Annotated in this window: 28 protein-coding genes; 16 read left to right on the forward strand and 12 right to left on the reverse strand. The window is 37.0% G+C overall.

What is annotated here, in order from left to right; genetic code table 11:
* The first annotated feature begins 11 nt into the window (after window positions 1-11).
* The 7 genes from MKY30_RS08325 (at window position 12) to MKY30_RS08355 (ending at window position 6,336) form a co-directional block, all read left to right on the forward strand.
* Entirely contained in the window at window positions 12-1,805 is a 1,794-nt protein-coding gene (locus MKY30_RS08325) for a M3 family oligoendopeptidase (protein WP_341083454.1), read from the forward strand.
* An 89-nt stretch (window positions 1,806-1,894) separates the two neighbouring features.
* Window positions 1,895-2,374 carry a DinB family protein gene (locus MKY30_RS08330; protein WP_147208857.1) on the forward strand — a complete coding sequence of 160 codons (480 nt, stop codon included), beginning with the start codon at window positions 1,895-1,897 and terminating at the stop codon, window positions 2,372-2,374.
* Window positions 2,375-2,447: 73 nt separating this feature from the next.
* Window positions 2,448-2,909: a DinB family protein gene (locus tag MKY30_RS08335; protein WP_147208859.1), complete on the forward strand. Its 462-nt coding sequence runs from the start codon at window positions 2,448-2,450 to the stop codon at window positions 2,907-2,909.
* Between the two features lie 87 nt (window positions 2,910-2,996).
* Entirely contained in the window at window positions 2,997-3,416 is a 420-nt protein-coding gene (locus MKY30_RS08340; protein ID WP_147208861.1) for a VOC family protein, read from the forward strand.
* 241 nt (window positions 3,417-3,657) lie between these two features.
* The gene (locus MKY30_RS08345) at window positions 3,658-4,641 is read left to right on the forward strand and encodes a tRNA dihydrouridine synthase (protein WP_341083461.1); all 984 of its coding nucleotides are present in this window, start codon (window positions 3,658-3,660) and stop codon (window positions 4,639-4,641) included.
* A 14-nt stretch (window positions 4,642-4,655) separates the two neighbouring features.
* Window positions 4,656-5,006 (forward strand): DUF2200 domain-containing protein, encoded by a 351-nt coding sequence (locus tag MKY30_RS08350; protein WP_339284229.1) that lies wholly within the window; start codon window positions 4,656-4,658, stop codon window positions 5,004-5,006.
* A gap of 187 nt (window positions 5,007-5,193) precedes the next feature.
* Complete coding sequence (locus MKY30_RS08355; RefSeq protein WP_339284231.1) at window positions 5,194-6,336, forward strand: 5-methyltetrahydropteroyltriglutamate--homocysteine S-methyltransferase; 1,143 nt, start codon at window positions 5,194-5,196, stop codon at window positions 6,334-6,336.
* A gap of 327 nt (window positions 6,337-6,663) precedes the next feature.
* On the opposite strand, the gene MKY30_RS08360 is transcribed toward MKY30_RS08355, so the two are convergent.
* From MKY30_RS08360 to MKY30_RS08380, 5 genes are all read right to left on the reverse strand, one after another.
* The gene (locus MKY30_RS08360) at window positions 6,664-7,644 is read right to left on the reverse strand and encodes an NAD-dependent epimerase/dehydratase family protein (RefSeq protein ID WP_339284232.1); all 981 of its coding nucleotides are present in this window, start codon (window positions 7,642-7,644) and stop codon (window positions 6,664-6,666) included.
* Window positions 7,645-7,843: 199 nt separating this feature from the next.
* Window positions 7,844-8,527, reverse strand: coding sequence for a DUF4956 domain-containing protein (locus MKY30_RS08365; protein WP_339284233.1), 684 nt, complete (start codon window positions 8,525-8,527; stop codon window positions 7,844-7,846).
* A 1-nt stretch (window position 8,528) separates the two neighbouring features.
* Complete coding sequence (locus tag MKY30_RS08370) at window positions 8,529-9,290, reverse strand: polyphosphate polymerase domain-containing protein (protein ID WP_341083465.1); 762 nt, start codon at window positions 9,288-9,290, stop codon at window positions 8,529-8,531.
* Between the two features lie 494 nt (window positions 9,291-9,784).
* The gene (locus tag MKY30_RS08375) at window positions 9,785-10,783 is read right to left on the reverse strand and encodes an HAAS signaling domain-containing protein (RefSeq protein WP_341083468.1); all 999 of its coding nucleotides are present in this window, start codon (window positions 10,781-10,783) and stop codon (window positions 9,785-9,787) included.
* Entirely contained in the window at window positions 10,770-11,132 is a 363-nt protein-coding gene (locus MKY30_RS08380) for a helix-turn-helix transcriptional regulator (protein ID WP_156985920.1), read from the reverse strand. The genes MKY30_RS08375 and MKY30_RS08380 overlap by 14 nt, the downstream gene beginning before the upstream one ends.
* 196 nt (window positions 11,133-11,328) lie before the next feature.
* Here MKY30_RS08380 and MKY30_RS08385 point away from each other — a divergent pair, with 196 nt between their 5' ends.
* The 5 genes from MKY30_RS08385 (at window position 11,329) to MKY30_RS08405 (ending at window position 15,958) form a co-directional block, all read left to right on the forward strand.
* Window positions 11,329-11,853: a GNAT family N-acetyltransferase gene (locus tag MKY30_RS08385; RefSeq protein WP_156985919.1), complete on the forward strand. Its 525-nt coding sequence runs from the start codon at window positions 11,329-11,331 to the stop codon at window positions 11,851-11,853.
* 36 nt (window positions 11,854-11,889) lie between these two features.
* Complete coding sequence (locus MKY30_RS08390) at window positions 11,890-12,345, forward strand: GNAT family N-acetyltransferase (protein WP_341083473.1); 456 nt, start codon at window positions 11,890-11,892, stop codon at window positions 12,343-12,345.
* Between the two features lie 635 nt (window positions 12,346-12,980).
* Window positions 12,981-14,471 (forward strand): C69 family dipeptidase, encoded by a 1,491-nt coding sequence (locus MKY30_RS08395; protein WP_147208879.1) that lies wholly within the window; start codon window positions 12,981-12,983, stop codon window positions 14,469-14,471.
* A gap of 221 nt (window positions 14,472-14,692) precedes the next feature.
* A complete protein-coding gene (locus MKY30_RS08400) occupies window positions 14,693-15,046 on the forward strand; it encodes a VOC family protein (RefSeq protein WP_147208881.1) in 354 nt (117 codons plus the stop codon).
* A 36-nt stretch (window positions 15,047-15,082) separates the two neighbouring features.
* Window positions 15,083-15,958 carry a hypothetical protein gene (locus MKY30_RS08405; protein ID WP_341083479.1) on the forward strand — a complete coding sequence of 292 codons (876 nt, stop codon included), beginning with the start codon at window positions 15,083-15,085 and terminating at the stop codon, window positions 15,956-15,958.
* A gap of 114 nt (window positions 15,959-16,072) precedes the next feature.
* On the opposite strand, the gene MKY30_RS08410 is transcribed toward MKY30_RS08405, so the two are convergent.
* Both MKY30_RS08410 and MKY30_RS08415 read right to left on the reverse strand, forming a co-directional pair.
* Window positions 16,073-16,759 carry a Dph6-related ATP pyrophosphatase gene (locus tag MKY30_RS08410; RefSeq protein WP_147208883.1) on the reverse strand — a complete coding sequence of 229 codons (687 nt, stop codon included), beginning with the start codon at window positions 16,757-16,759 and terminating at the stop codon, window positions 16,073-16,075.
* 99 nt (window positions 16,760-16,858) lie between these two features.
* The gene (locus MKY30_RS08415; RefSeq protein ID WP_246145033.1) at window positions 16,859-17,314 is read right to left on the reverse strand and encodes a hypothetical protein; all 456 of its coding nucleotides are present in this window, start codon (window positions 17,312-17,314) and stop codon (window positions 16,859-16,861) included.
* 251 nt (window positions 17,315-17,565) lie between these two features.
* On the opposite strand from MKY30_RS08415, the gene MKY30_RS08420 reads away from it, so the two are divergent.
* Together MKY30_RS08420 and MKY30_RS08425 are read left to right on the forward strand one after the other, a co-directional pair.
* Complete coding sequence (locus MKY30_RS08420) at window positions 17,566-17,715, forward strand: hypothetical protein (protein ID WP_156985918.1); 150 nt, start codon at window positions 17,566-17,568, stop codon at window positions 17,713-17,715.
* Between the two features lie 268 nt (window positions 17,716-17,983).
* On the forward strand, window positions 17,984-19,183 hold the full coding sequence (locus MKY30_RS08425) for a DUF418 domain-containing protein (RefSeq protein WP_341083483.1): 1,200 nt from the start codon (window positions 17,984-17,986) through the stop codon (window positions 19,181-19,183).
* Between the two features lie 49 nt (window positions 19,184-19,232).
* Here the strand turns inward: MKY30_RS08425 and MKY30_RS08430 are convergent, their stop codons facing one another.
* On the reverse strand, window positions 19,233-19,979 hold the full coding sequence (locus tag MKY30_RS08430) for an SDR family NAD(P)-dependent oxidoreductase (RefSeq protein WP_341083485.1): 747 nt from the start codon (window positions 19,977-19,979) through the stop codon (window positions 19,233-19,235).
* A 237-nt stretch (window positions 19,980-20,216) separates the two neighbouring features.
* Between MKY30_RS08430 and MKY30_RS08435 the strand changes: the two genes are divergently transcribed.
* The gene (locus tag MKY30_RS08435) at window positions 20,217-20,774 is read left to right on the forward strand and encodes a TetR/AcrR family transcriptional regulator (protein WP_147208887.1); all 558 of its coding nucleotides are present in this window, start codon (window positions 20,217-20,219) and stop codon (window positions 20,772-20,774) included.
* A 184-nt stretch (window positions 20,775-20,958) separates the two neighbouring features.
* Here MKY30_RS08435 and MKY30_RS08440 read toward each other — a convergent pair whose 3' ends face one another.
* The gene (locus tag MKY30_RS08440) at window positions 20,959-21,627 is read right to left on the reverse strand and encodes an RluA family pseudouridine synthase (RefSeq protein WP_339284251.1); all 669 of its coding nucleotides are present in this window, start codon (window positions 21,625-21,627) and stop codon (window positions 20,959-20,961) included.
* Window positions 21,628-21,895: 268 nt separating this feature from the next.
* Between MKY30_RS08440 and MKY30_RS08445 the strand changes: the two genes are divergently transcribed.
* Window positions 21,896-22,495, forward strand: a complete 600-nt coding sequence (locus MKY30_RS08445) for a class I SAM-dependent methyltransferase (RefSeq protein ID WP_341083487.1) — start codon at window positions 21,896-21,898, stop codon at window positions 22,493-22,495.
* A 40-nt stretch (window positions 22,496-22,535) separates the two neighbouring features.
* Here the strand turns inward: MKY30_RS08445 and csaA are convergent, their stop codons facing one another.
* The 3 genes from csaA to MKY30_RS08460 all read right to left on the reverse strand — a co-directional run bounded on the left by csaA (window position 22,536) and on the right by MKY30_RS08460 (window position 24,578).
* A complete protein-coding gene (gene csaA, locus MKY30_RS08450) occupies window positions 22,536-22,868 on the reverse strand; it encodes a chaperone CsaA (RefSeq protein ID WP_339284254.1) in 333 nt (110 codons plus the stop codon).
* 29 nt (window positions 22,869-22,897) lie between these two features.
* Window positions 22,898-23,797 (reverse strand): EamA family transporter, encoded by a 900-nt coding sequence (locus MKY30_RS08455; RefSeq protein WP_341083489.1) that lies wholly within the window; start codon window positions 23,795-23,797, stop codon window positions 22,898-22,900.
* A gap of 88 nt (window positions 23,798-23,885) precedes the next feature.
* The gene (locus MKY30_RS08460; RefSeq protein WP_341083490.1) at window positions 23,886-24,578 is read right to left on the reverse strand and encodes a helix-turn-helix transcriptional regulator; all 693 of its coding nucleotides are present in this window, start codon (window positions 24,576-24,578) and stop codon (window positions 23,886-23,888) included.
* Window positions 24,579-24,822 lie beyond the last annotated feature (244 nt).

Consider the following 24,822-nt stretch of genomic DNA (forward strand, 5'->3'; position numbering starts at 1 on the left):
GGAGGATAAGTATGACTGAAACAAAGTATAAAAAAGTGTGGAATCTGGATAATTTGTTTCCAGGTGGAAGTGAGTCGCCATCATTTAATAACTATGTAAAACAATTAGAATTGGAAATCACTAAAATGGAAGAAAAATTAAGTCTCTTTGATAATCTCTTAGAGATAAATCAATCACTAGGAATTGAATCAGTCATAAAGAACATAGGAGATATTCAGGAAAAGTTATCTCAAGCTAATTCTTTTATAACCTGTCTTACCGCGCAAAATACAAAAGACCAGGGTGCTGTAGTACTTAGAGGGGTTACCTCTGCGATGAATGCCCGTTTTGAATCAGTTATCAAAAAATTTCAACATATTATTTTGGAAACAAATGAAGATCTGTGGATCGAAATAATAGAAACAAAAGCTTTAAATGAATATAAATTTATTCTTACAATGTGGCGGGAAAAAGCAAAGATGTTACTTTCCGAGAAGGAGGAAAGACTGGTTTCAGACCTGATGATGGATGGGTACCATGCTTGGCGGCAGTTTTACAATTCACTGATAGGAAGAATAAAGATTAACGTGCCATTCGGAGAAGAATCCAGGGAGCTATCTATCGGTCAAACCTTTAATTTACGGTCTCATCCCGACGAGGATATCCGTAAAGCAGCTCATATTGCTTTAGAGGATGCTTTGCAGGAAAAAGAAGAGCTGTTTGCACAAATATTAAATAACATAGCAGGTTTCCGGCTACAGGTGTATAAAAACAGAAAACTCCCTCATATATTAACAGAGCCTTTAATAGAAAATCGTTTGAAAGCGGAAACATTAAATGCGATGTGGTCGGCTATAAATAAATATAAAAAACCATTTACCAATTATTTAGAGGGAAAGGCAAAAATGTTCGGTGATACAAAAATGCAATCGTATAACTTTTGGGCACCGGTTGGAGAGAGTAAGCAAAGGATGAGCTATGGTGAAGCAGTGAGTTTTATTTTGGAAAGCTTCAGCCATTTTGGAAATGAGTTGGGGGACTTTGCCTGGAAAGCCTTTGAAAAGGAGTGGGTAGAGGCCGAAAACCGTGCAAATAAATCGACTGCAGGATTTTGCGCGAGCTTTCCACGTACTGGTGAATCAAGGATTTTTTTGACATATGAAGAAGGGATTACAAGTGTACTAACTTTGGCACATGAATTGGGTCATGCTTTCCATAACGATGCGATGAAAACAGTGGATGGAAGCAATAGACAATATCCATTAAGTATTGCGGAAACGGCTTCCTTTTTTGCAGAACAGGTCATACTAGATGCCGTATTAGAAAAGGCAGAATCGAAGGAAGAAAAATTGTTTTTACTTGATGAAAAATTAAAACGAAGCGTGATGAATTTTATGAATATCCATTCCCGCTTTCTGTTTGAAAAGAATTTTTATGAAGAGCGCAAAAAAGGAAGGCTTTCGGTCGAGCGTTTAAATGAACTTATGAAGGAAGCCTTTAATATGGCTTATGACAGGTCATTTGATAATCCTTCATTGCGCTCTTGGATATGGACACCGCATTATTATATTACAACATCGCCGTTTTACAATTTCCCCTATACATTTGGATATTTATTCGCACTCAGTCTCTATGCAAAATCGAAAGAAATAGGAAAGTCATTTGAAAAGGAGTATATCGCATTACTTCGGGATTCGGGAAGTATGTCATTAGAAAATTTAGCTATGAAGCATTTGGGAGAGGATATTACTACTGAGGATTTTTGGGGAAAGGGGATAAAGTTATGTGTGAAGGATGTTGAGGAGTTTATGAGCCTTATATCCTGATGAACGATATCGTGTGAGTGGTTAATGAAAGTTCAGGTTTAAAAGCAAATATTATAATACAAAATGATTCTGAAATGGAGGACTTTATCATGTTAAAACTGTTTCAATATAACTGGCAGGTTCGTGACGATTGGTTTAAGTGGTGTGAGAGTGTCTCTGAAGAAGAATTATTAAAGGAGCGGGCGGGAGGAGTGGGAAGTATCCTCTACACGTTGTTTCATATTATAGACGTGGAATACAGCTGGATTTTAGAATTAAAAGGTGAGCCCTGTCCTGAGGAGCCGCCGTTTGAATCTTATGCAAGTCTAGCAAAAGTGAAGGAATTTTCAAGGATGTGTCATCAGGAGATTGAACCTTTTGTTATTTCCTGGACCAGCGAAATGGAGCATCAAATCCTTTCAGAAACGGATTCCAGCGGGAAGACAATTTGTTTTAAGTATGGAGAAATTATGCGTCATGTCATTGCACATGAAATACATCATATTGGTCAGCTGTCTGTATGGTCACGTGAACTGGGGAGATCACCGGTAACAGCGAATTTGATAAGAAGAGGGTTATTTGATGAGTAGGATTCCTTTATATTAATTATCCGGCATGAATCATTACCCAGAATAATATGTTTTTGACAGGAGAGAAAATGCGATGAAGGAAGAACAATTATTTCAACAAATGAAATTATGGCGTAACTGGACTGTGGAGTTTCTTCTTACCATTCCTGAAAAATTAGCTGATCAGGTGCCGGAGGGGCATAATAATAGTATTCGATGGAATGCCGGCCATATTTTAACAGGATGGGATAATACAATGTTTCCAGGCGTTAATAAGGAGAGACAGCTCCACCTGTCTTATCATTTGCTGTTTCCGAGAGGCAGTAAACCAGCGCATTGGACAGAACAGCCTCCGTCAATGAAGGAGATAATAATGCAGCTTGAAAAGCAGCCGGCTGTTATTGAACAGGCATGTAAAGGGCACCTGAATGATCCATTGAAAGAGCCTTTTCTGGGCATGGAAACATTAGGTGAGATGTTTGTTTTTCATATGAATCACGAAAATCTGCACATGGGTATTATAAAAAGTATGAAGCAATTACTTTTAGAAGGATAACTATCTGCCGGATCCAGTGTTAATACCTTATTTGATATTAAAAAAAGTAAATGAAATAAATATCAGGAGTGAGAAAGGGGATTTTAAATGAGCGAACAATTATTAAGAGTTGGAACTGCTTATATTCCGGTAACAAATGTAGAGAAATCATCTGAATGGTATGTGGATAAATTAGGTGCAGATGTATCATATAAAGATGAGGATAAAGCTATATTAAACCTGGCAAATCAAAGTATTTTTCTGGTGAAATCAGCCAAAGATCAAACCTCGAATTTTACTGATATTTATGGTGAAGAACGCTTTTTCTTAACATTTGAAGTAGACGGGTTGGAATCTTTGCAAGCATTGCATGAAGAGTTGACAGCCAGTGAGGTTAGAATTGGAGAGGTTGAAAACAGAGGACATGCAGGAAGGAATTTTGTTTTCTATGATTTAGATGGTAATAAATTTGATGTGTGGAGCGAGCTTAGTCCGCAGTTCAAGGAAAAATATTTAGAAGAAAGATAGCAATGATTTAACGGGAACGCGTAGAAAAGAGTATTCAAAAAGATTGGCTTTAAAGCTCCAAAGCTCTTTTTTGATTGAATGCGTGCAAATCGTAATCAAGTCTTTTTGTACACACCAACCCTCTTGTGATAATATAATCATGGACAAAATAAAAAAGAAGCAGAGTCTATTACTGCTTTACCACATTGGATAAGTGCATAATTTATTATCCAATGATAAATGAGAGGATTGAAATTAAGAAATGGCAAATAATTTTTGGCGTGATTTACCACGACCGTTTTTTATATTGGCGCCGATGGAAGATGTAACAGATGTTGTTTTCCGTCATGTTGTAGCTGAAGCAGGCCGCCCAGATGTATTTTTTACAGAGTTTACGAATACGGAGAGTTATTGTCACCCTGAAGGAATTTATAGTATGCGGGGACGTTTGACCTTTACGGAGGATGAACAGCCGATGGTAGCCCATATTTGGGGAGACAAACCAGATAATTTTCGGGAAATGAGTATTGGTATGGCGGAAATGGGGTACAAAGGGATAGATCTTAATATGGGATGTCCTGTTCCTAATGTTGCTTCCAAAGGAAAGGGAAGTGGCCTGATCCTTCGTCCGGAAGTGGCAGCAGAAATTATTCAGGCCGCAAAAGCCGGCGGAATTCCTGTCAGTGTTAAGACAAGGCTGGGTTATTCGAATATAGACGAATGGCGTGACTGGCTGCAGCATGTATTTAAGCAGGACATAGCGAATCTTTCCATTCATTTGCGTACGAGAAGAGAAATGAGTAAAGTCGATGCGCATTGGGAACTAATCGGAGAGATTAAAAAGCTCCGTGATGAGATTGCTCCTGATACGATGTTAACGATCAATGGAGATATTCCGGATCGGGAAACAGGACTGAAGCTTGTAGAAGAGTTTGGTGTAGATGGTGTGATGATTGGACGCGGTATTTTTAAGAATCCATTCGCATTTGAAAAAGAGCCGCGGGAGCACAGCAGTGAGGAGCTGTTAGACCTGTTAAGATTACAGCTAGATCTCCATGATAAGTATTCAGAGCTGGAGCCTCGTGCTTTCAAGCCATTACGGCGATTCTTTAAAATTTATGTCCGCGGGTTCCGAGGAGCTAGTGAATTAAGACATCAATTGATGAGTACAGAAACTACGGATGAAGTTCGCGAGTTATTGGATACATTTCATTTGGAAACAGAAGATGTAGTAACTGAACCGTAAAAGGAGGCTATGCCATGGTAAAACATCGTATTTACACAATGACTTTCGCTAGCGTTTATCCTCATTATGTGAACAAAGCGGAGAGGAAAGACCGTACAAAAGAAGAAGTCGATGAAATCATCACTTGGCTGACAGGTTATAGCCAGGAAGAACTGGAAACTCAAATTGAAAATGAAGTGACCTTTGAGTCATTTTTTGATGAGGCTCCCCAGATGAATGATTCACGCTCCTTGGTTAAAGGTGTGGTTTGCGGGGTGCGGGTAGAAGATATTGAAGCCCCGCTGATGAGGGAGATTCGTTATTTGGATAAGCTGATTGATGAGTTGGCGAAGGGTAAGGCGATGGAGAAGATATTAAGGAAATAATTATGAACGTAAAGAGATACTGGTTCGGTATAAAAGAATCAGTGTCTCTTTATTCATAGAATCAAAAATCATTTGATATAGCTTGAAGCTATGATAACAGATAGATTTTTAGTGTTAGGATATATCAAAGCATCCTTGTATACTTACTTATAATTAAGAAAACGAATTTGAAGGAGGAGCGTATATTATGACAAGTAAATTACCTTTAAAAGCAGATCATGTGGGGAGTTTTTTAAGAACTGATCCTGTCAAACAGGCGAGAGCAAGCTATGCGAACGGAGAAATTAATCGAGCGGCGTTAAGAGAGGTAGAGGATCAGGAGATTGAAAAGCTTGTTAAGAAGCAGATTGATGTAGGGTTAAAAGCAATTACAGATGGAGATTTTAGACGAAGCTTTTGGCACCTGGATTTCTTTGTCAGTTTAAAAGGAATAGAAAAGGTAGAAATAGATCGTGGCTTACAGTTTGCTGATGGTATTGAAGTTCGCAGAGTGAGCTATGAAATTAAGGATAAAATTGAATTTGATGAAAATAATGCCCTTATTAATGATTTCTTATATCTTAATGACCTAGTGAAGAAATATGGTGATGGGACACAAGTTGCTAAAGTCACTATTCCGGCTCCGGGTGTTATATTTTACCGGAATGTAACTGAAGATGAGAAGAAAGTATATGCTGATGCACGTGCATTATTCCGTGACTTAGGGAAAGCATATCGTGAGGTTATTCGGCAATTATATAATGCTGGCTGCAGATACATTCAATTCGATGAAACAACATTGACTACTTTTGCTGATGAGAACTTTGTATCTTTGATGACAGGAATTACTGATTTATCAAAAGAAGAAGTACTTCAACTGATTATTGATGCAACTAATTATGCTTTAGAGGATAAACCGGCAGACCTTCTTGTTTCCGTTCATATGTGCCGGGGCAACTTTAAATCAAAGCATATTCACGCTGATGGCGGCTATGATTATGTTGCACCATCCTTTGATAAACTGAAGTATGATGCATTTTTCTTAGAGTATGATAATGAGCGGAGTGGTGATTTTAAACCATTGGAGAATATTCAACGCCGTAATGCTGAAGTAGTGCTTGGCGTGTTTACATCTAAGTTTCCAGAGCTGGAGGATGAGGATGTAATTAATAGAAGAATTAAAGAAGCTAGTCAATATATTCCTTTGGAAAATATAGCATTAAGCCCGCAATGTGGATTTGCCAGTACGGAGGAAGGGAATATTTTAACGGAAGAAGAGCAGTGGAACAAGGTGAAGCATATTATTCAAATAGCTGAGAATGTTTGGGATAAAGCATCTATTGATAAATGAACGCAAGCTTAACACGTTGTCCTTATAGTTATTGTTTGCAGGTTACCTCTTTAAAATTAAAATAAAACTGCATCTTTTAACCCTTTGGATAGGATGAATCCAAAGGGTATTTTTATGGAAAAGAATAATATAATTCCAGTTTCTTTGTAGTTAGGTGAAGAATATGTGGGATAAATGTTGAAGTGGGGAATTAGATATTCAGTTTATCAGTATAAAAGAAAAGTGAGCGAAGGAAGCATTATGAGGAACCTCGTAAAAAATCCGAACGAGTCCAGATTTTGATGGAACGTTCGGATGTGAAGAAGAAAGATAACTCATGTTTACATATTAATTTTTCGTACCCTCAAGACAACGCTCAATTGTCTCGACAATTGCCTGGCGGATATCTGCTTTATTATATTTTAAGAGCGGCATTGTATCATTTGGATCTATATATGCATCACGATTTTGAATTTCCGCAGCAACAGCTTGATGAATTCCGTGTTCTTTTCCTTCAGCAGCTGTTTTTTTATCATATTGTGCCATAGCAGGCTTCATTTGTTCGAGTGGAACGACTTGGATTACGGTATCGTTTTGTCCGAGTTCATCAGCAATCATTTGGAAGAAATCTTTATGTTTCATATTTGTATCTGAGATGGCATAGTGCTCGCCGTGCCTGCCGTATTCTAAAGCTCCGATAGTTGCTTCAGCCACCTGCTGTACAGTAACCATAGCTGTTCCTCCGCCAAGTACCGGTACAACTTCTTTTCCTTGAATTTGCGGGAGAAACATTGCCCACAGCGGAGTGCGTCCCGGCATTGTTCCAAAAATATATGGAAGGCGTAGAGACATAACATCCATTTGGCCTTCTCCTTCCATGAAGGCTATTTCTTCCTGCAATAGTCTTGTTCTTGGATAGGCCTGTTTTTTCAGATTAAGCTCTGGCCATTCTTCCGCAAAATGCGCAAAGTAAGAACCGTAAATGACGAGTTTTTTTACTCCGGCAGTTCTTGCGAGACGAGCTAAACGCTGTGTTGGAAGCACGTTTGCTTCGTAGAAAAAATGAGTCGCTGGTATTTCAGGAACCATTCGTTCATCTGCTCCTGCAGCGTAAATAAACATATCCTTACCAGCTAATATATCTAAAATTTGTTCATCGGTCATTTCGTTGATATCTCCAAGATGACACTCAACTTCTGGCGGTAACAATTCTGGCGCCGGCATTGGAGGCAGTGCGACCGTAGATACTTTGTACTCCCGTTTCAGTAATTCCCGGACGGTATGGTACCCGAGTAATCCTGTACCTCCTAAAATAAAAACGTTTTTCATATGTGAACTCCTCCTTGTTTGTGAATGTTTGATCAATGTTTCTATCTTTAGTATAGCAGGTATAAATGGGTGTGAATGTGCAGGTTATGGCATATTTGTGAAATTATTCACAAATACATGTAGGAATATAATTTAGAAGTGAAACCTCAACTGAATGAGGTTTCACTTTACGTAAAGTATTTTGCTATATCTAACTTACCTATCCATCTGTATTTTCTATATAAGTAATGGACACTTTTAAATTAGCATTTTTTTCGCGAATATGATCCAGCAATTCTTTATCAGCGACTTCATTTTTCATGCGGATAGCATAAGTGTACAAAATCATTGTTCCAAGGTTAGTAGTTTCTACCTGGCGCAAAGAAGAACTTAGTGTATATTCAGCAAGCACGTCATGCATCAAATTTTCATAATTCAAGTTTTCCGGTACAGTTACCTTCAAAATTTGTGTATCTTTCCCTTTTCCATATTCAAATTTATAAAGCAAATAAAGAACTAAACAAGCAAATAAAGTGAGTATGATTGCTAAATCGAATCGAAAAAGTCCGCATGTCATGCCGGCACAAAGACCAAAGAAAATATACGCAATATCTTTAACATTGGTGACAGCGCTTCTGAATCGAATCAGTGAAAAAATAGCAAATAAGCCAAATGCAACGCCGGCATTGTCACTAACTACATTCATAATCACAGAGACAATAATACTCAAAATAATAATGGTGTGTACGAATGATTGTGCATAACGTTCGCCTGTAAATGTGATTATGTATATCTTCGTAATAATCAAACTCAATAAGGTTGCCATGACTAATGCAAGTAATATCATATAAACGCTAGATGGCTCACTAGCTTGTAAATCGAATATTTTATTAATAAAATCCATTTTATATACCTCCTATTGATACGTATTCTCTTTCAACATCACCCGGGAGCTGATTTCTCTGTAACAATTCCATGCTGGTACAGTATTTAGAGGCACTTCGCTGTTCGCATTGAAGCGCCTGCAAAATGCGGGTTAACCATAATGGAACACTATCATTTACTTTTACTTCCAATACAATTAGATTGCGATTAATAAAATACTCTCCTTCAGAACCATGTTCCAGGAGCAGATCATCGTTGCGGCAGCACAGGTCAAAATCAAATGTAATACGCAGATCAGGATCATCTATTCCGTGAAGTGCATGTCGGTCATAACTAACAATCATTTCTGGTTTTAATTCGTATAATGTTCGAAAATGATCGATTTCACGAAGTACTTGTAAATTAGATGTATGAAAGCTGTTTAAATGCTGCTCATCCCTTTTTTCCATATAGAGGTATGCTTCTTGTAATGGAAGTAACATCCTGCGTTTGTTGACTACTTTGTTATGTTTTTGTTTCACCTCAAAAAAAGCGGTTCCATCAATGCCTGTTTCATTATAGGTGCGCAGGCGCAGTTTTTGCCTGAAAGCCAATTTATTCTTTGTTTCAAAATAAATTTTGTAATCATTGCTATCAAAATATAAGCTGCTAACAATATATTTTCCATCTGTTCCAAATGTATCTGATCGCATATAAGGCATTATTTGTTCCAGTAAGAGAGAATATTGTTCTAACGTAATCAGATATTTTTGCTCTTTCCTTTTGAAAATTTCTATTGCCAATTTTTTCACCTCCCTTTTATATAACAGCTTAAGTGAACTGGGTAAGAAGGCGATTAAAATTTGGTTAGAACTCTATGAGAAAATAAATGTAGCTCATTCGTTACTGGGCAGCCTAATATACTCAAGCGGTGTTCTCCGGTTTTTAAAAGATTGAAATTTAGAGCTTTTGATCCAAATGCCTTCAGTGTAAAAATGAACATTATTATTTAAAAATTAATTAATGAAGAGAATTGTTAGAAAAGACAATATGAGTGGATAAATAAGTGGGCGGAAATGGCGAGGGAAAGAGCGAATAAATGCCCAAACAAACCATCCATTGTTTATAAAAAAATGGATGGTTTGTAAAACCGTATATAAACAGGAAAAAATGTTTTTTTAAACAAAAGGAAGATATGAATCAACAATCTCCTATTTTACCAATATTGAAAGCCTGCAAAAATAATAAACGCACGATTGAATTATCTTTCATTCAATCATGCGTCAATAGCGAGCATTTATTTTTTTCGTGACTTTATAAATCCATCCACAGCATCCCACACTAAACCGACAATAAATAGAATAAGAATCCAAAATGTAGATTGATTCCAAATCGTGGTTACTGTATCAAATGCTTCAGAACCAGCCGTAACCACACCAGCTTCTACTAATTGGTTCATAAATTCAGGGTTCCAAAAATCTGGTCCGCTAATCATAAATAGTATTGCTGCCATCGATATGACATTTACAACTGTTGTATAAGCAGCTAACCTATACGTCCATTTCCCGGCAACGAGCTTAAGGCATTCTTTGATAATTCCAGCTCCGAATATGAGAAAAATAAACAATAAGTAGGAGCCATAGGTTTGTTCATTTAAAAATGGAACAACACCATTAAATTCATCCTGAAACACCCAAATTCCAAAGTACTCATTCGAAAAGGCAAGAAATACAATGATAATCGTGTAGAAAATAATACCGACAATTGACTCGCTGCGTTTGATTTGTTTCTTTTCATCTGGAATGGGCGGTAAGTCAGCAGGCTTCCATTCCTTTCCGATTAAATCTTTTTGCTTTGTTCCACCGTATAGCTCACCGATAGCAAACCAAAATGTTGCCCAGCCGAAAGCCTGAGGAAGTTCTGTAACGGCAGAAACAATCATATCAATAAAATGATCTAAAATAGACATAGGCTCTAAAATAGTTTGGATGATAAATCCAATACCTATTAAAGAACTCATAACAATGAGAACAATCTTCACCACTAAAATATAGGTGTCAAAAAGCTCCGGGCCAATGATATATTTCTTTTTCCCCCGATATTTATCAGCTAATGACCTTGGACTGCCCAGCTCCAGCAGGACCTCTTCTACATCATTTTCTTTACCGTTCCCTTGCTCTGCCCGCTCCTCCAGCATATCTTCAATTAACCCGCGCAGTTCAATTGCAATATCCTCCCGCTGGGATTGAGGAAGCTTTTGAGTAACCGCATAAATATACCGATTAACCATCTCCATTTTCGTCACCTCTCTTATTTTCTATGATCTGATCCAGACTTGCAGCAATACTTTTCCATTCTGTAACCAGTAAATCAAAAACTTCTTTTCCGGTTTTACTCAGTAAATAATATTTCCTCGGCCTTGATTCGTTTGTATCCCATTTACTCTCCAGGAGTCCCTGTTTTTCCAATCTTCTCAGCAAGGGATATAACGTTCCGGGCTCAACATGTATTCCTTTATCACTGAGCATTGTTACGAGGGAATATCCGTATTGTGGCTCTGAAAGCTGGCTTAGTGCGCCAATTGTAATGGTTCCTCTACGCAATTCCTGCATGATTTTATCTAAATGTTCCTTTGCATCAATCATGTAATCAACTCCTATATTCATTATAGTGTATGCCACACAGTATTGTAAAGTGCATATTAAAGTTTGATACAAAATATTTTATTAGATAAGCATTTGTTCTCATAAAAATCGGAAAGTTATCAAATAATTTGATACAATGATGTAGACAGATTTGGCTTCAAATATTGAAAGAGGAGTATTCTAAGGAGGGATTTCTTTGGAATTTAAAACGGAAAGATTATTAATCAGACCATTCAATGAAGAAGATTTAGAGGATGTATTTCATATTTATAATAACGATGCTACCTGTAAATATCTCTTGAATGATAAGTGGACGCATGAAAATAAACAGAAGGAGTTTCAGAGAAAGCTGGAGAATAATGTATTAACTAAAGAAATTCCTTTAAGCCTGGCGGTACTAAGCGGTACAAAAGTAATCGGTGATTTGGCTGTATGGTATACAGAGATGAAAGATACAGTTGAAATTGGCTACACCTTCTCTCCAGAAGCTTCGGGAAAAGGCTATGCAACAGAAGCTGTGAGCAGTTTAGTGAATAAGCTGTTTAGTGAATTTAAGGTACATCGTATACAGGCTAATCTGGATGCAAGAAACGAAGCATCGCAAAAATTATGTGAGCGTATAGGTATGCGAAAGGAAGCACATTTTATACAGGATTACTGGAGTAAAGGGGAATGGACAGACAGCTTAGTGTATGGAATGTTATCCTCGGATTTGAAATAAGGTTACGTATTTATTATTTTTTAAGGAGAACTAATCATGGAATTAGAAACGGAAAGACTTAAGGTTATACCATGTACGGAAGAAACGGTTGAAATCGCTATTAATCAAAAATATGATAGCGGACCGCAGATCTCAACTCACTTGAAAAAGTTAAATGAAGATCCCTCTTTACTGTATTGGGGGCCGTGGTTTGTTGTCCGGAAATCAGACGGGTCTATCCTTGGTGATATAGGATTTAAAGGGAAGCCGGATAAGAACAGAGTAGTAGAAGCAGGGTACGGTTTCCTGGAAAGCTATTGGGGAAATGGTTATGCAACTGAAGCTATGGAAGTGCTGATTCAGTGGGCTTTCAAAACATCAAAAGTAGACAGAGTAATAGCTGAAACACTTCAGGATAACTACGGTTCTATTCGTGTGCTGCAAAAATTAGGTATGAAAAAAATAAGTTCAACAGAAACAATGATTCATTGGGAAATAGGAAATTCTGATTGATTTTCAAACGGTTTTATAGCTTCCATAAACATACTCAAATTAAATGAATTACAGAAATGCTGCTTTTAGTTTTTTCTATTGGTAGCATGTTTATTTAGGTATCAAAAATTTATTGTTTCCAATTAGGTGTTGATTAAAAATGAAATTATCTTATGAATGATAAATTTATGACTCTGTTGGGATTTCATTAATTTTATCATTCATCTATTCCTCTTTTATTTAATTTTCTCAGTACATCATTTACAGATTCCTAAACATAAAAGGATTCTTCCAAAACCTTACCGTCAATTTTTTATTTTTACATTTTTTATAAACTTCGCATCAAAGTATTCATAGAAATGACGTGTACTGTTTTCTTTTAGAACATCTATTTTAAATTTCACTTTATAATGGTTGTAATTTGTTTCATCAAAAATAATAAAATATGTTTGTATCAAATGAAAGTTTTTATTTAAAAGGTCGAGGGGCGTTATGTTTTCATACAATTTAAGGTAATTTATCTTCAAATTTCCCGTCTAAATTACTATCTGTATAATAACAGTATGATAGAATTTGAATGTAAGGGCATACAATTATAAGGAGGTAATGCTGTTTTTTTGTTGATACCAGTTCAAATTAGGAAAGGAAGGATAGACATGAGAGATTTAATTGCAAAGCAAAATTTTACGGATGAGGAATTAAAGACATTTAAAAATAACTCCTCATGGAGCTGTGATACCTTTGTTATTATGCCAGATGTTTCAGAAGAAGAGGCTACAATTCTTTCAAAAAATAGTGATAGAGTTGAGTATGATGCGCAACCATTAATGTATTATCCGAAAAAGACATATGGCCCTAATGAAAAATTAAAATTAGGAAATGTCACGATTGGTCAAGTAGAAGAAACTTATGAACATATAGGCTCTTCCCCTTATTGGTGCTGGGGTTATGAGGAAGGTATAAATGTCCATGGTGTAGCGATTGGAAATGAAGCTATTTTTACAAAAGATGTCGCTGAGAAAATGCAAGCAGTTAAAGATGGAGAGAATGTAGAATATGGAATTATTGGGATGGAATTTATCCGCTTAGGACTGGAAAGAGCTAAAAGTGCTCGTGAAGCAGTAAACGTAATCACTAGTTTGCTTGCAGAATATGGTCAATTTTCTTCTGGAAATCCGGCCGTCCAGCCGGAAGATGGAGCTTACGATAACTCTTTTATTATCGCTGATAAAGACGAGTCCTATGTTTTAGAAACTGTTGGTAAGCACTTTATGGCTAAAAGGATCTCTAAGGGAACTAAAGCAATTTCTAATGAACCTAGTATTCGGACAGAATGGGATCTAGCATCTGATGGCATTATTGATTATGCGATTGAAAAGAGATGGTGGAAAGAAGAACGTCGGTCGGAATTCGATTTTGCGAAGGCTTTTCTAGATTTTGAAAAACCATTACAACTGTCTCATATCCGTGTGCAACGAATGAAGCAGCTATTGAAAGAAGGCTTAGATAATAATCAGGGCCGAATCGGTTTACCTTGGTCAAGACGGATTATGCGTGACCATTATGAAGATACTTTTTTAGAAGGGCCATATATGAATGCTGCGTTACCCGATTTTTTAACTGTCTGTATGCACCATTCACCAGCAGAATTTACTTGGGGGAATACAGCGTCATCATCCCAATTTATTTTACCTAAGGAAAAGGATCGTTTTCCTGTAATGTGGTGGTTGGCAGGAGTGCCATGTACTGGTGTTTATATCCCGTTTTATCCTGAAGCAGGTCCAATAAATCCAATATTATCTAAAGCTGGTGCTTATGGTAAACATGCTATGGCGCCTCAAGATGCTGAAATAGACACTTATAAGGATGATTCTTTCTGGTGGATTATGCGTGATTTACTAGAGACTGCTAAAGGTGATGCCTATGGCGGGAAATTCAATATACGCCAGCCAATTATTCGAGAAGTATATAATGATTTGGAAAGAAAATGGCTCTTAGAAGCTAAAATTATAGAAGAAAAAGCGATGAACTTAAAGCGGGAAAATGGTGAAGGCTATAAACAGGTTTTGAGTGAGTTTACAAATAAATGTGTTACAGAAGCACTTAAGACAACAAAAAAACTAAAGACTATTATCCAAGAAGTGTAAATTTTTAGATGGGAAAATATAATAACAAACAACTAATAACCATAAATTTTTGCAGTTATCAGCTGTTTGACCATGAGCATATTAGGTATCTTGTCTATATTCATGGGGGTAATCTGTATTATTATTTTCCTTATTAAAAAAACTGATGCGGACATTTAGTAGCAATGGGAATAAGCGAACCGTAACAATTCATTTAAAAATTATAGAAGAGAGGTACTTTAATGAGCAATCCTATTTTAAACCAAATTGGAACAGTATTTATCCCGGTCAGCGATATTGAAAAAGCAAGAGATTGGTATTGTGATATTTTAGGATTAAAATCAGATGGGGAAATACTTTTCGACCATTTATATGTTATCCCTATGGAAGGCACAGGAATTGTATTGGATAGTAAGATTTACGCAAAGGATAAAATTTTTAAAGCACCGGCATTTCACCTGAATACCAAAAACATTGAAGAAGCATTTCAATATATGAAAAATAAAGGCGTTCATTTGATGACAGAGATTGAACATAATCATTATTTTAATTTTCAAGATCCGGACGGGAATATGTTAATGATTAGTGAATGTTAGCTTCAAAAGGTAAAAAAACGAAGCAGGAATGGAGTGGTGAAAATAGAAAAATTAACATTGCAAAAACACATCAATTACTCCTCAGAACTCCATTTTACAGGCGGTCAAATAACGAGAGATGGAGATTTATTACTGATTGAAAGAAATGTAAATGAGGAGGAGCTGGATCCATTTGACCGTCCAGTACTAAAACGGGATTGGACAATCCGGATTATTAAGAACGAAAAAATAAAAACCGTTCAATTAACAAACGTACCGCTGATTCCTGAGCACATTGATTTATTTTCAGATGGAACTCTATTAATTGTCCAGGCCCGTTGTTTAAAAGATGGTGAATATGCAGAGCGGAATGCCAGAAGATACAATATGAATGGTCAATTGATTGAAGCCTTTACACTTGGCGATGGAATAGAAAATATGCAAATTGATGAAAAGGATACTATTTGGGTAAATTATTTTGATGAAGGGATATTTGGAAATTTTGGCTGGGAACAGACGATGGGGAGAGACGGCCTTGTTGCATATACCATAAATGGAGATAAATTATGGGGAGCAAGGGAGTATGACATTATTGATGGCTGCGCTTTAAATGTTGTCGATTCCAGTGAAATTTATTTTTATTACTATGATGATTACTTCCTGGTTCAACTGGATAATATGAAAGAAAAAAATCGATACAGGATGGAAGGACATCATTGGCTGAATCAATTTTTGTTTGCGCAAGGTAATTTAATTGCACAGATGGATATGAACAAGTTGACACGCTTTAAGATAAGAAATCAGACGATAACAAAAGGGGAAGGGCTGGAACTTGTTGATGAACATGGAAAGCATATAGCCGGTCCGGTATTTTTGAGAGGGAAATTCCTTTATGTATATGGAAGGAAAGGAATTTATAAGAGGGAATTTTAATTATTTTTTAAGATTGATTATATTGAAAAGCCGGGTTTAGTTGTTAAAAATCGGAACGAGCTAAAATCTCATTCCGATTTTTAGTCTTAAGACTGTTGTATAAATCTTCATTATTTAATTCAGCTCTAAAGATAAAAAAGCATAATCTCCATCTCTAAGAATCGCTCCTTTACGAACAGAAACAGGATATTTAAAGATAGGGCCGTCTAATACAGTTGTATGGAACTCTCCACCTTCTCCGCAGGGATCAATACCGCGATTTTGAAGCTCTCTCACGTATTCATGGTCTAATGTTCTTCCTAAATCTTCTTCCTGCATACCAAGTGATAGATTAACAGTTACAACTATCGCAATAAATCCCAGGTCAATGAATTCTCTGACAGCTTGGCGGTGATCCATTTCCCATAGAGGCATGGCCAGCTTTAATTCAGCTTTTTTTGTGACCTCATCGTGCCAGCAGCCATTTGCAGGCATATCCAAGTCGCCGGTAACCAGCACTTCTGCATGCTGCTTTTTCGCTTTTTTTAAAAGATTAATAAATACCTTTTCATATTCTGCCCAGCTTGCAGCGGCAGTGTATACCGGCAATCCAATCGAGTCAGCCTGGGCTTGTATAATCGCTGGAGGCATGCCATGAGACCGGGAGCGATTTCCTTCTTCCTCCATCATGACAATGAGCCCAAGAGCTTCTCCAGCCTTCATTGATTTATAAAGAGCCAGAGAGCCGTCCTTTCCTCCGCTGAAGGAAGCGATAAATTTATGACCATGAGCATTATTTTTCCAGTTTCCTAAGTCCGTCATTTATATCCTTCTCCTTTATATGAGCAACATTTACAAGCCTTCTATCTTCATTTTATCAGCTCTGCTTATTTTTCGTCATTTTTGTTCTTAATCACCTGTTTATCTCGATGTAAAACTATTCTTAATAAAATTCACAAGAGAACCGGCTGCTCCTGTAATTGCACCTATTACGATACCGGTTGTTACGCTGCTGAGAAACGCAAATATACGGGCAATGAGGTTTACTGCGGTTTGTGGCAGATTACTTAAGTTGCCCCCAAATTGAATAGGCGTATCTAAGGCAGTGCTCCATAAAATTTGATGAACGGCTGCTAAAAATATCCCGTAGAAAAAACCGATTAATAGCAGTGATAAAAAGGTTTTCTTTATATTTTTCAAATTGGTATACATAATCCATATAATAATTGGGGCAAAGACCAATATGCTGTTTACCAGGCTGCCCTCCTCAATAATAGATAGATCATGGGCAATGACACGAGGAACACCTAGCAGGGAAAGCATGATTAAAGTAAATAAAGGCACACCTAAATAATTATTTATCCTTTGAATAGACAATAAGAAAACTCCTCTCTTTTTTTGAATATAACTATTATTTCTAGTGCTGCTTCATATAATAGGATGAAGAGCTTAAAGAAATCTAAAGGATTTATTAAATATTTATTAAATTGTGTTTGTGATTAATAAATGGACTTCAACTATTTTTAAGTTAGAATATACAGATATTTTCAAAAAAAGATGAATACAGTATTGATTCAGGTTACAATAATGATATATATACTCCATTATTTTAATAGGGGAGGGATGGTATGGTTATCGGTGGTTTTATGTGCTTGGGAATAGGTATCGGTTTTTATACAGGGAATATTCCGGCGGGGACAATGATAGGAATAGGGATAGGTCTGGTTGGAGAAGCAATATATCAAAAAATGGGAAAGCACTCTCCGGAAGAGGAATAAGGTTTGGGTGAGCGTTTTTCAAAAGCTGTGAGGTTGAAATAAAGTATTGAAAGCAGTTAAATAAAAAGAATAATTCACGTTTCTTAAAAGGAATAAGATAAACGTATTGGATGGATTGAGGTTAAACTTGATTCCATTCAATGCGTTTTTTTATGGTGAAGAAATAAATTTTGGGGCAGACAGTTTAAAAACAGTATGTTAAAATTAAATTGATTAACCGATCAAAAAATTATATATTTAATCAATTTCGTGTGAAGGAGATCATAAATTGGACATACAAAGAGAAACTCAAACTTCTAAAAAAAGAGCAATTTCCTTAGATTTAGCCAGAGGATGGATGCTGTTATTAATTGTTCTTGCTCATGCTCCCTTATTTTTATATAATGCTGAGCCTGGTGTGATGAGCCGTCCGGAAAACATTACTTTTATCGATACAATCGTCAATACGTTTGGAGAATTATTTATAGACAATCGTGCGCGTCCTCTGTTTGCGGTTTTGTTTGGCTATGGACTGATGATGATTTTTGAGAAACAGATTTTAAGAGGGAATTCCCAAAAAGCAGCGCTTAAAACAATCCGGCGAAGATGTTGGTATTTAATATTATTCGGAATTATATTTGCCGTAGTAATCGGCGGGCAGGATATATTGATGGCTTATGGGATTGCTGGTCTTTTAACAGCTTGGCTGCTGCCACGGAATAACAAGGCCTTAATCAAAGTTACCAATTTTATCACTTTGATTATTTTGCTCTATCTTCCTTTATTATGGGGCGGTTTTTTGAAAGAAATGGGCAGTTATGGATTCGGAGTGGAAGTTACACCGGATATTGGGTATCTGCAATTCTTTATAGAAGCCGCTCTTTCTTTTCCAATCATCCCGATATTTATTCACTTTCTTTTTCCCGTTCTTCCTTCTGTTCTTATAGGCATGTGGGCCGGCAAAAAACATTTGCTGGTTAATTCCCAGCAGCATCATAAGACATTAAAGAAAATTGCTGTGATAGGAATAATGACATCCATTATCGGAGCATTCCCCTTATTGATGATCGATAAAGTATGGTGGCCAAGCCTTCAAACAGCAGGGATTATATGGGGGCTTCATATCATAACAGGGATGGCTGCTGGAATAGGCTATGCAGCTCTGTTTGGAGTAATAGCTAACTATATTAAAAATCCTGGCTGGCTAACCTATTCATTGGCTGCTCTAGGGAAGCGTTCACTCACTTTTTTCATTTTTAACGAAGCCTTGCTAGTTATCCTGTTATCTCCGGTATTTTTTGATTTAGGCGGGACATTAGACAATATTGGAGTCACGATTATTGCTATAGCCATATGGATAGTAGCTGTGGTTTTGGCAGCCGTTTTAGAAAAGCTTTGTATGAATGGACCTTTGGAAAGCGCTATGCGTTATTTAGCTTATCAAAAGTATAAAGAAAATCCGGAAAAACAAAAAGGAGTCAAATACTAGAAGATATTTGGCTCCTTTCCACATTTTACAGCCTTCTGCAGTTTCAAAATTAATTATAGATTTGGCCTCCTGCGCAATTGACAGTAGATCCGTTTAAAGTCTTAGCTCTGTTCATAGCAAAAATAACAACATCGGCAATTTCTTCCGCAGTTGCCGGAATATTAGGCCCTGTAGAGGCAGCGATTCCCGCACCAATTACTTCTGTATAAGTAGTTGATGCGGCAGCGGAAATATTCGTCTGCATCGTATTAGGTGCAACCCCCACTGCGAAAATATTCAAGTCCTGATAGTCTTGGCCGATAGATTTAGTTAATCCGGCAAGTGCATGCTTGGAAGCAGCATAGACACCGTTAAAGGCTGTCGGTTTAAAGGAATTGGATGAAACAGTATTGATGATGGTACCGCCGTTATTTTCTATCATTACAGGAATAACATATTTGATTCCTAAGAATGCCCCTTTTACATTAATATTCATTAAGCGGTCATACTCTTCACTTGAGTACTCATGAAGCAGACGGAATGGAATCATAATTCCGGCGTTATTATGGAAATAATCTATGGTTCCGAAAGCCTCAACCGTTTGTGCTACATAATTTTTAACGTCTTCTTCATTGGAAACGTCAGCCTTTACAAAAATAACTTCGGCACCCAGCTTTTTAGCGCCTTCAGCAGTAGCCTGTCCGTCCTTTTCGTTATAATCCACCAGGCTTAAACGATGCCCCTGTTCTGCCAATTTTAATGCAATAGCCCGCCCGAGACCGGTTGCTGCCCCGGTGATTAAGTAAACCTTGCTCATAAGAGCTCCCCCTTTTAATAGCTTACAATGTTCAACAGCTGTCCATGTATTCTCTCTCTATTTACCTTAAATAAAACGCTTACAAACTTTAGTATAAACTAAAAATATTGTTTTAATGTACAACTGTCTATTATGATAGTAGCATAGGATAAAATTCTAATTCAATAACCAAAAAAATGGAGAATGTTGCTTAATGAACGATTTTTGTGAAAAATGTCTATTAAGAGGTGAAGCAGCTTGAATTTAAATGATTTAAGAGTTATTAAAACGAAGAAGACATTTCATGAGGCATTAGTGAAGCTTTTGATGGATAAACCGATGGAGTCTATTTCTGTCTCTGAAATTTGTAAACTGGCAAAAGTAAACAGAGGGACATTTTATTTGCATTATGATCAGAAAGAGTGCTTATTTGAAGAATATTTTAAGGTAGTTATGGAAGATTTGGAGGACTCCTATCAGGGGGCTTATCGTGATTTGCAGGTCCAGCCGCATGAAGTAGATCCATCTTCTTTACGTATCTTTCATCATGTAAAGAAATACGGTGATTTTTATAAAATTGTTTTTACAAATAAGGCATCGCTTTCCTATTACTATTTATTTTATGAAAAGATAAAGCTGCTGCTTGGTGAGGTTTTAAAGCTGTATAAGAATGAGGATATTGATATTCAGCTCTACACTGCCTATCAGGCAAATGCACTTGTTGGTATGATTATGTACTGGGTTGCTGATGATTTTTCTTACAGTTTGGATTATATGAATGAGCAATATGCGCTGTTTTATAGAATGAGTATTTAAATATATATAAGGGAGAAATATTTTATTAATAAATCAGATTATTAAACTCTAGGAAAAAGCAGGTGTGGGAATAATCTTGTGAAAAAAACTATAGGCAGGAAAGATGTTATAAAAGAAGCAAAGGAAGCCGCAATCAAAGCTCCTTTACTTTTTTTATTAACAAACACTTATCTGATATACGAGTCTACCAAAGATTCCATGGGTATTTATCCGGCGGCTGAGACTTAACCTTAATCTCTTCTTTTTTCGTTGGATGCTCTATTACGAGCGTTTCTGACCATAATGCAATCTGTTCTCCGGTTTGGTTAACCTTTTCTCCGTATTTTTGATCTCCATAAAGCGGTAAATCACGGGAGGAGAGCTGAACACGAATTTGATGCGGCCGACCGGTATGCAGTTTGATAGAGAGCAGGCTCAAATTTTCTTTACTGCCGATAACTTCATATTCTAGCTTGGCTTCTTTAGCATTCTTATTCTCCGGATGTGCTGTATACACTTTGTTTTCACGTTTATCCTTTACCAGGTAATCTTTTAATAACCCATACTTTTTCTTAGGCTTTCCTCTTACCACAGCTAAATATTTCTTTTCTACTGCCTGTCTTCGAATTGCGTCAGATAAGCGGGAAGCAGCTTTGGATGTTTTTGAAAAGACCATTGCTCCTCCTACAGGGCGGTCCAGGCGATGAACCATTCCCAAATATACATTTCCCGGTTTTTGATAGCGGATTTTTAAATCTTCCTTCAAAAGATTAAGTAAATCCTGGTCCTTTGATCTATCCTCCTGTACGGGAATGTTGACAGGCTTTTCTACAAAAAGTAAATGATTGTCCTCATAAAGTATTGGAACATTCACGGGTAAAACTCCTTTATTTCATACTGAGGCAATGATAACATAGCAGATTTTTTAATCAAGGGAGCATCTTCTTAATAGCATCTCAGCAGTAAATCAATCGTTTGTTTGAATTATAAAATGAAGTCTACGTAAAACTGCTTCTGCGATGATATTTAATTAGAAGGTTATGCTTTCTTGCTTATTTCTTGTTTATATATGGAATTATGGTATATTAAAAAACCAATGAAATTCTATAAAAAGGCGAAAGACATTTAGTTGGAGGGGAAAGATGGAAGAGAACGTATTCAATCAAATGGCAAAAAAATATGATACAGAAGATCGAATAAAGTTGGCAAATATTATTGCCGGAGAGATAAAGAAAGTCTTGGCCGGCAAGCAATATCATTCCATCCTGGATTATGGGGGAGGGACAGGTTTGGTGACATTTCAGCTTGCTGATCAATTTGAAAAGGGATGGCTGATAGATGCTTCTCAGGAAATGATTCAGGTTGCCCAAGGTAAAATAGAGAAGCAGCAATTAACTCATTTTGAAGCAGTAGAATTTAATTTAGTGGAAGATGACGGTTTGGACTTGAATGCAGATGTCATTATCTTATCGCTTGTTCTGCTGCATGTTCCAGATATAGAGCCACTTCTGCAAAAATTAAGTACAATGCTAAATCCAAACGGCATGCTTATTATCGTCGATTTTGATAAAAATGAAAGAATCCAGCATCCAAAAGTGCATAATGGTTTTACTAAAGAGGAAATAAGCAATGTATTAAACGATGCTGGTTTCCAAAATATTGAAATGAATACTTTTCATCATGGGAATCATATCTTCATGAAGCAAGATGCCTCTCTGTTTATAGCGACAAGTACAAAATAGTTAAAAGGCAAGGAGATGTTCCCCTTGCCTTTTAACTATTTTAAGAGACTCGTGTGCCATTTGGAACGTGTTCATCTGGACTCAGAAGAACGACATCTCCATCTTCTGGAGTACCGCCGATAACAAGAACCTCTGATTTGAACCCCGCAATACGCATTGGCGGGAAATTAACGACTGCTGCAACCTGACGCCCATTGAGCTGTTCGGGAGTATATCTGCGTGTGATTTGAGCAGAAGAATACTTTGTTCCAATCTCTTCTCCAAAATCGATTTCTAATTGGATTGCCGGCTTTTTTGCTTCCGGAAAAGGTGCAGCGTATCGAATGGTGCCAATTCGAATATCCAGTTTTAAAAAATCCTCTATCGTTGCCATTTTTATGTTGTCTCCTTTAATCAATTTATTTAGGCTGAGGTCATCGTTGTAGATTTATTTTTACGATTCATCGCGTTGGATGATCCAATTAATAATACAATCCCGATAATTAAAAGTGAGATACCTAGCCAGGCGGTTGTATTTAAGCTTTCTCCTAATAGGAGCACTCCTAATAATGCCGCTGTTAAAGGCTCTGCCAAGGCAAGCGTTACCGCAGTTGAGGAAGAAACTTTAGTCAGCCCTTTGGCAAAAAGAAAGTAGGCTATCCCAGTAGCTATAACTCCAAGCTGAATACTTACACCAATCCCCTGCAAGCTCTTCACCCAAGATATATCGAAGATAAATAAAAACGGAGCTAAGAAAATCGCACTGAGCGTAAAAATAACCGCAACAACATTTAAGGATGGGAATTTTTGAACCATATCTCTGCTGGCAAGTGTGTAAATGGCAAAGGAAAGTCCTGCTCCCAAAGACATGATGACACCGACAGGATCTACATAGGCTGCCTCTCTGTTTACAAACAAAAGAATACAGCCGGAAATGGAAAGAACAGTGGAGCACCACCAGATTTTTGATGGGCGGGATTTAAAAAATATCCATTCCAGCAGCCCTGATAAAATCGGTGCACTTCCTATTGCTGCTACTGTTCCGATAGCCACTCCGGTGATAGTAACGGCAGAGAAAAACAATGGCTGGTATAGAGCCATGCTCAAAGCTGCCAAAATAGTTGCTTTCTTTGGCCAATTTTTTAACTCTAATTTGCCAAACAAAAAAACCAGAGATAATAAAAAGAGCCCTCCGATAGCTAAGCGGATTGTTCCAATCGCTATAGGGTGCGCACTTTCAGGTGCAAAAGCCTGCGTGGTGCCTGTTGTTCCCCAGAGGACAGCTGCCAGCAGGATTAGCAAAGCGGAAAGTTTTCCTTGCATTTGACCCACTCCAAAAAAGAATATTAAATTCATCATAAAAAATTGTTGATGCATTTTCTATACCTGATTTAACATTCTTTTATCTGTTTTAAAGAAATCTATATTTTTTTGGAGCTGTTCCCTTGTGCCTGACAAACCATCTTGTAAAGGAAGAAGCATTCTCAAAGCCCAATTCTTCACTGATCCGGGACATGGACCATCCGGTTGAAAGCAATAAATGCTCTGCTTCTTGTAAACGAAGCTCTAAAATATAAGCTTTTGGACTTTTACCGGTTCTTTTCTTAAACCATTCCGAATAATAAACTGGATGATAATGTTCTATTTTTGCCAGAGTTTCTATTCGAATCGGCTCTTTGAAATGCCTGTGAATATAATCAATAGAAGGGGGATTGGAAGTCTGCAGTTTTTTTGCAATGTACCTGGTTAAATCTGACAAGGGAGATAAATCATTTTTCGAAGCTGCCTCTTCCAGCAATAAGTAACGGATAGAAGTCCAGTGTTCATCTAATCGGATATGTATGCTTTCAGAGCCATCTGATAAATAATGTAAGGGAATATCCAATATTAAAAATTCATTTCTGTCTACAGAGCGGTAGTGGTGTTGAAAGTTTGGTGGAAGATAGAAACAGTAATCTGGTCCGAGGTTTATTTTCTGCTGCTGTGTCCGGATATCCAAAGAACCGTGCAGCGGGAAGAGAAACTGTCCAAATTCATGCTGGTGTGAATGGAATTCTCTAGAGTAGGATCTTTTTTCACAAACAATTTGCTGGCTTCTTTCCATTATGTTTTCTCCCTTCAAGGTTAAATTTAAAATATCGTATCATTAATTTGCAGTAAGGTAAATGAATTGAAAGAAATTTTTATTAACTCTTTGCTTATTCTATTGCTGGAAATTCGGTATCAAACCAGTTAATTTTCTTTAACAATTGATCCGCGTCATTTTGCTTGTTTAGAAACACGATACATGAAATCGTTTTAGCAATAAAGTATAAGGTTTTAAAAATTAAATATGATTCTATAATTAA

The sequence above is a fragment of the Oceanobacillus sp. FSL W8-0428 genome (assembly GCF_038004405.1).
Classification (GTDB): Bacteria; Bacillota; Bacilli; order Bacillales; family Amphibacillaceae; genus Oceanobacillus; species Oceanobacillus sojae.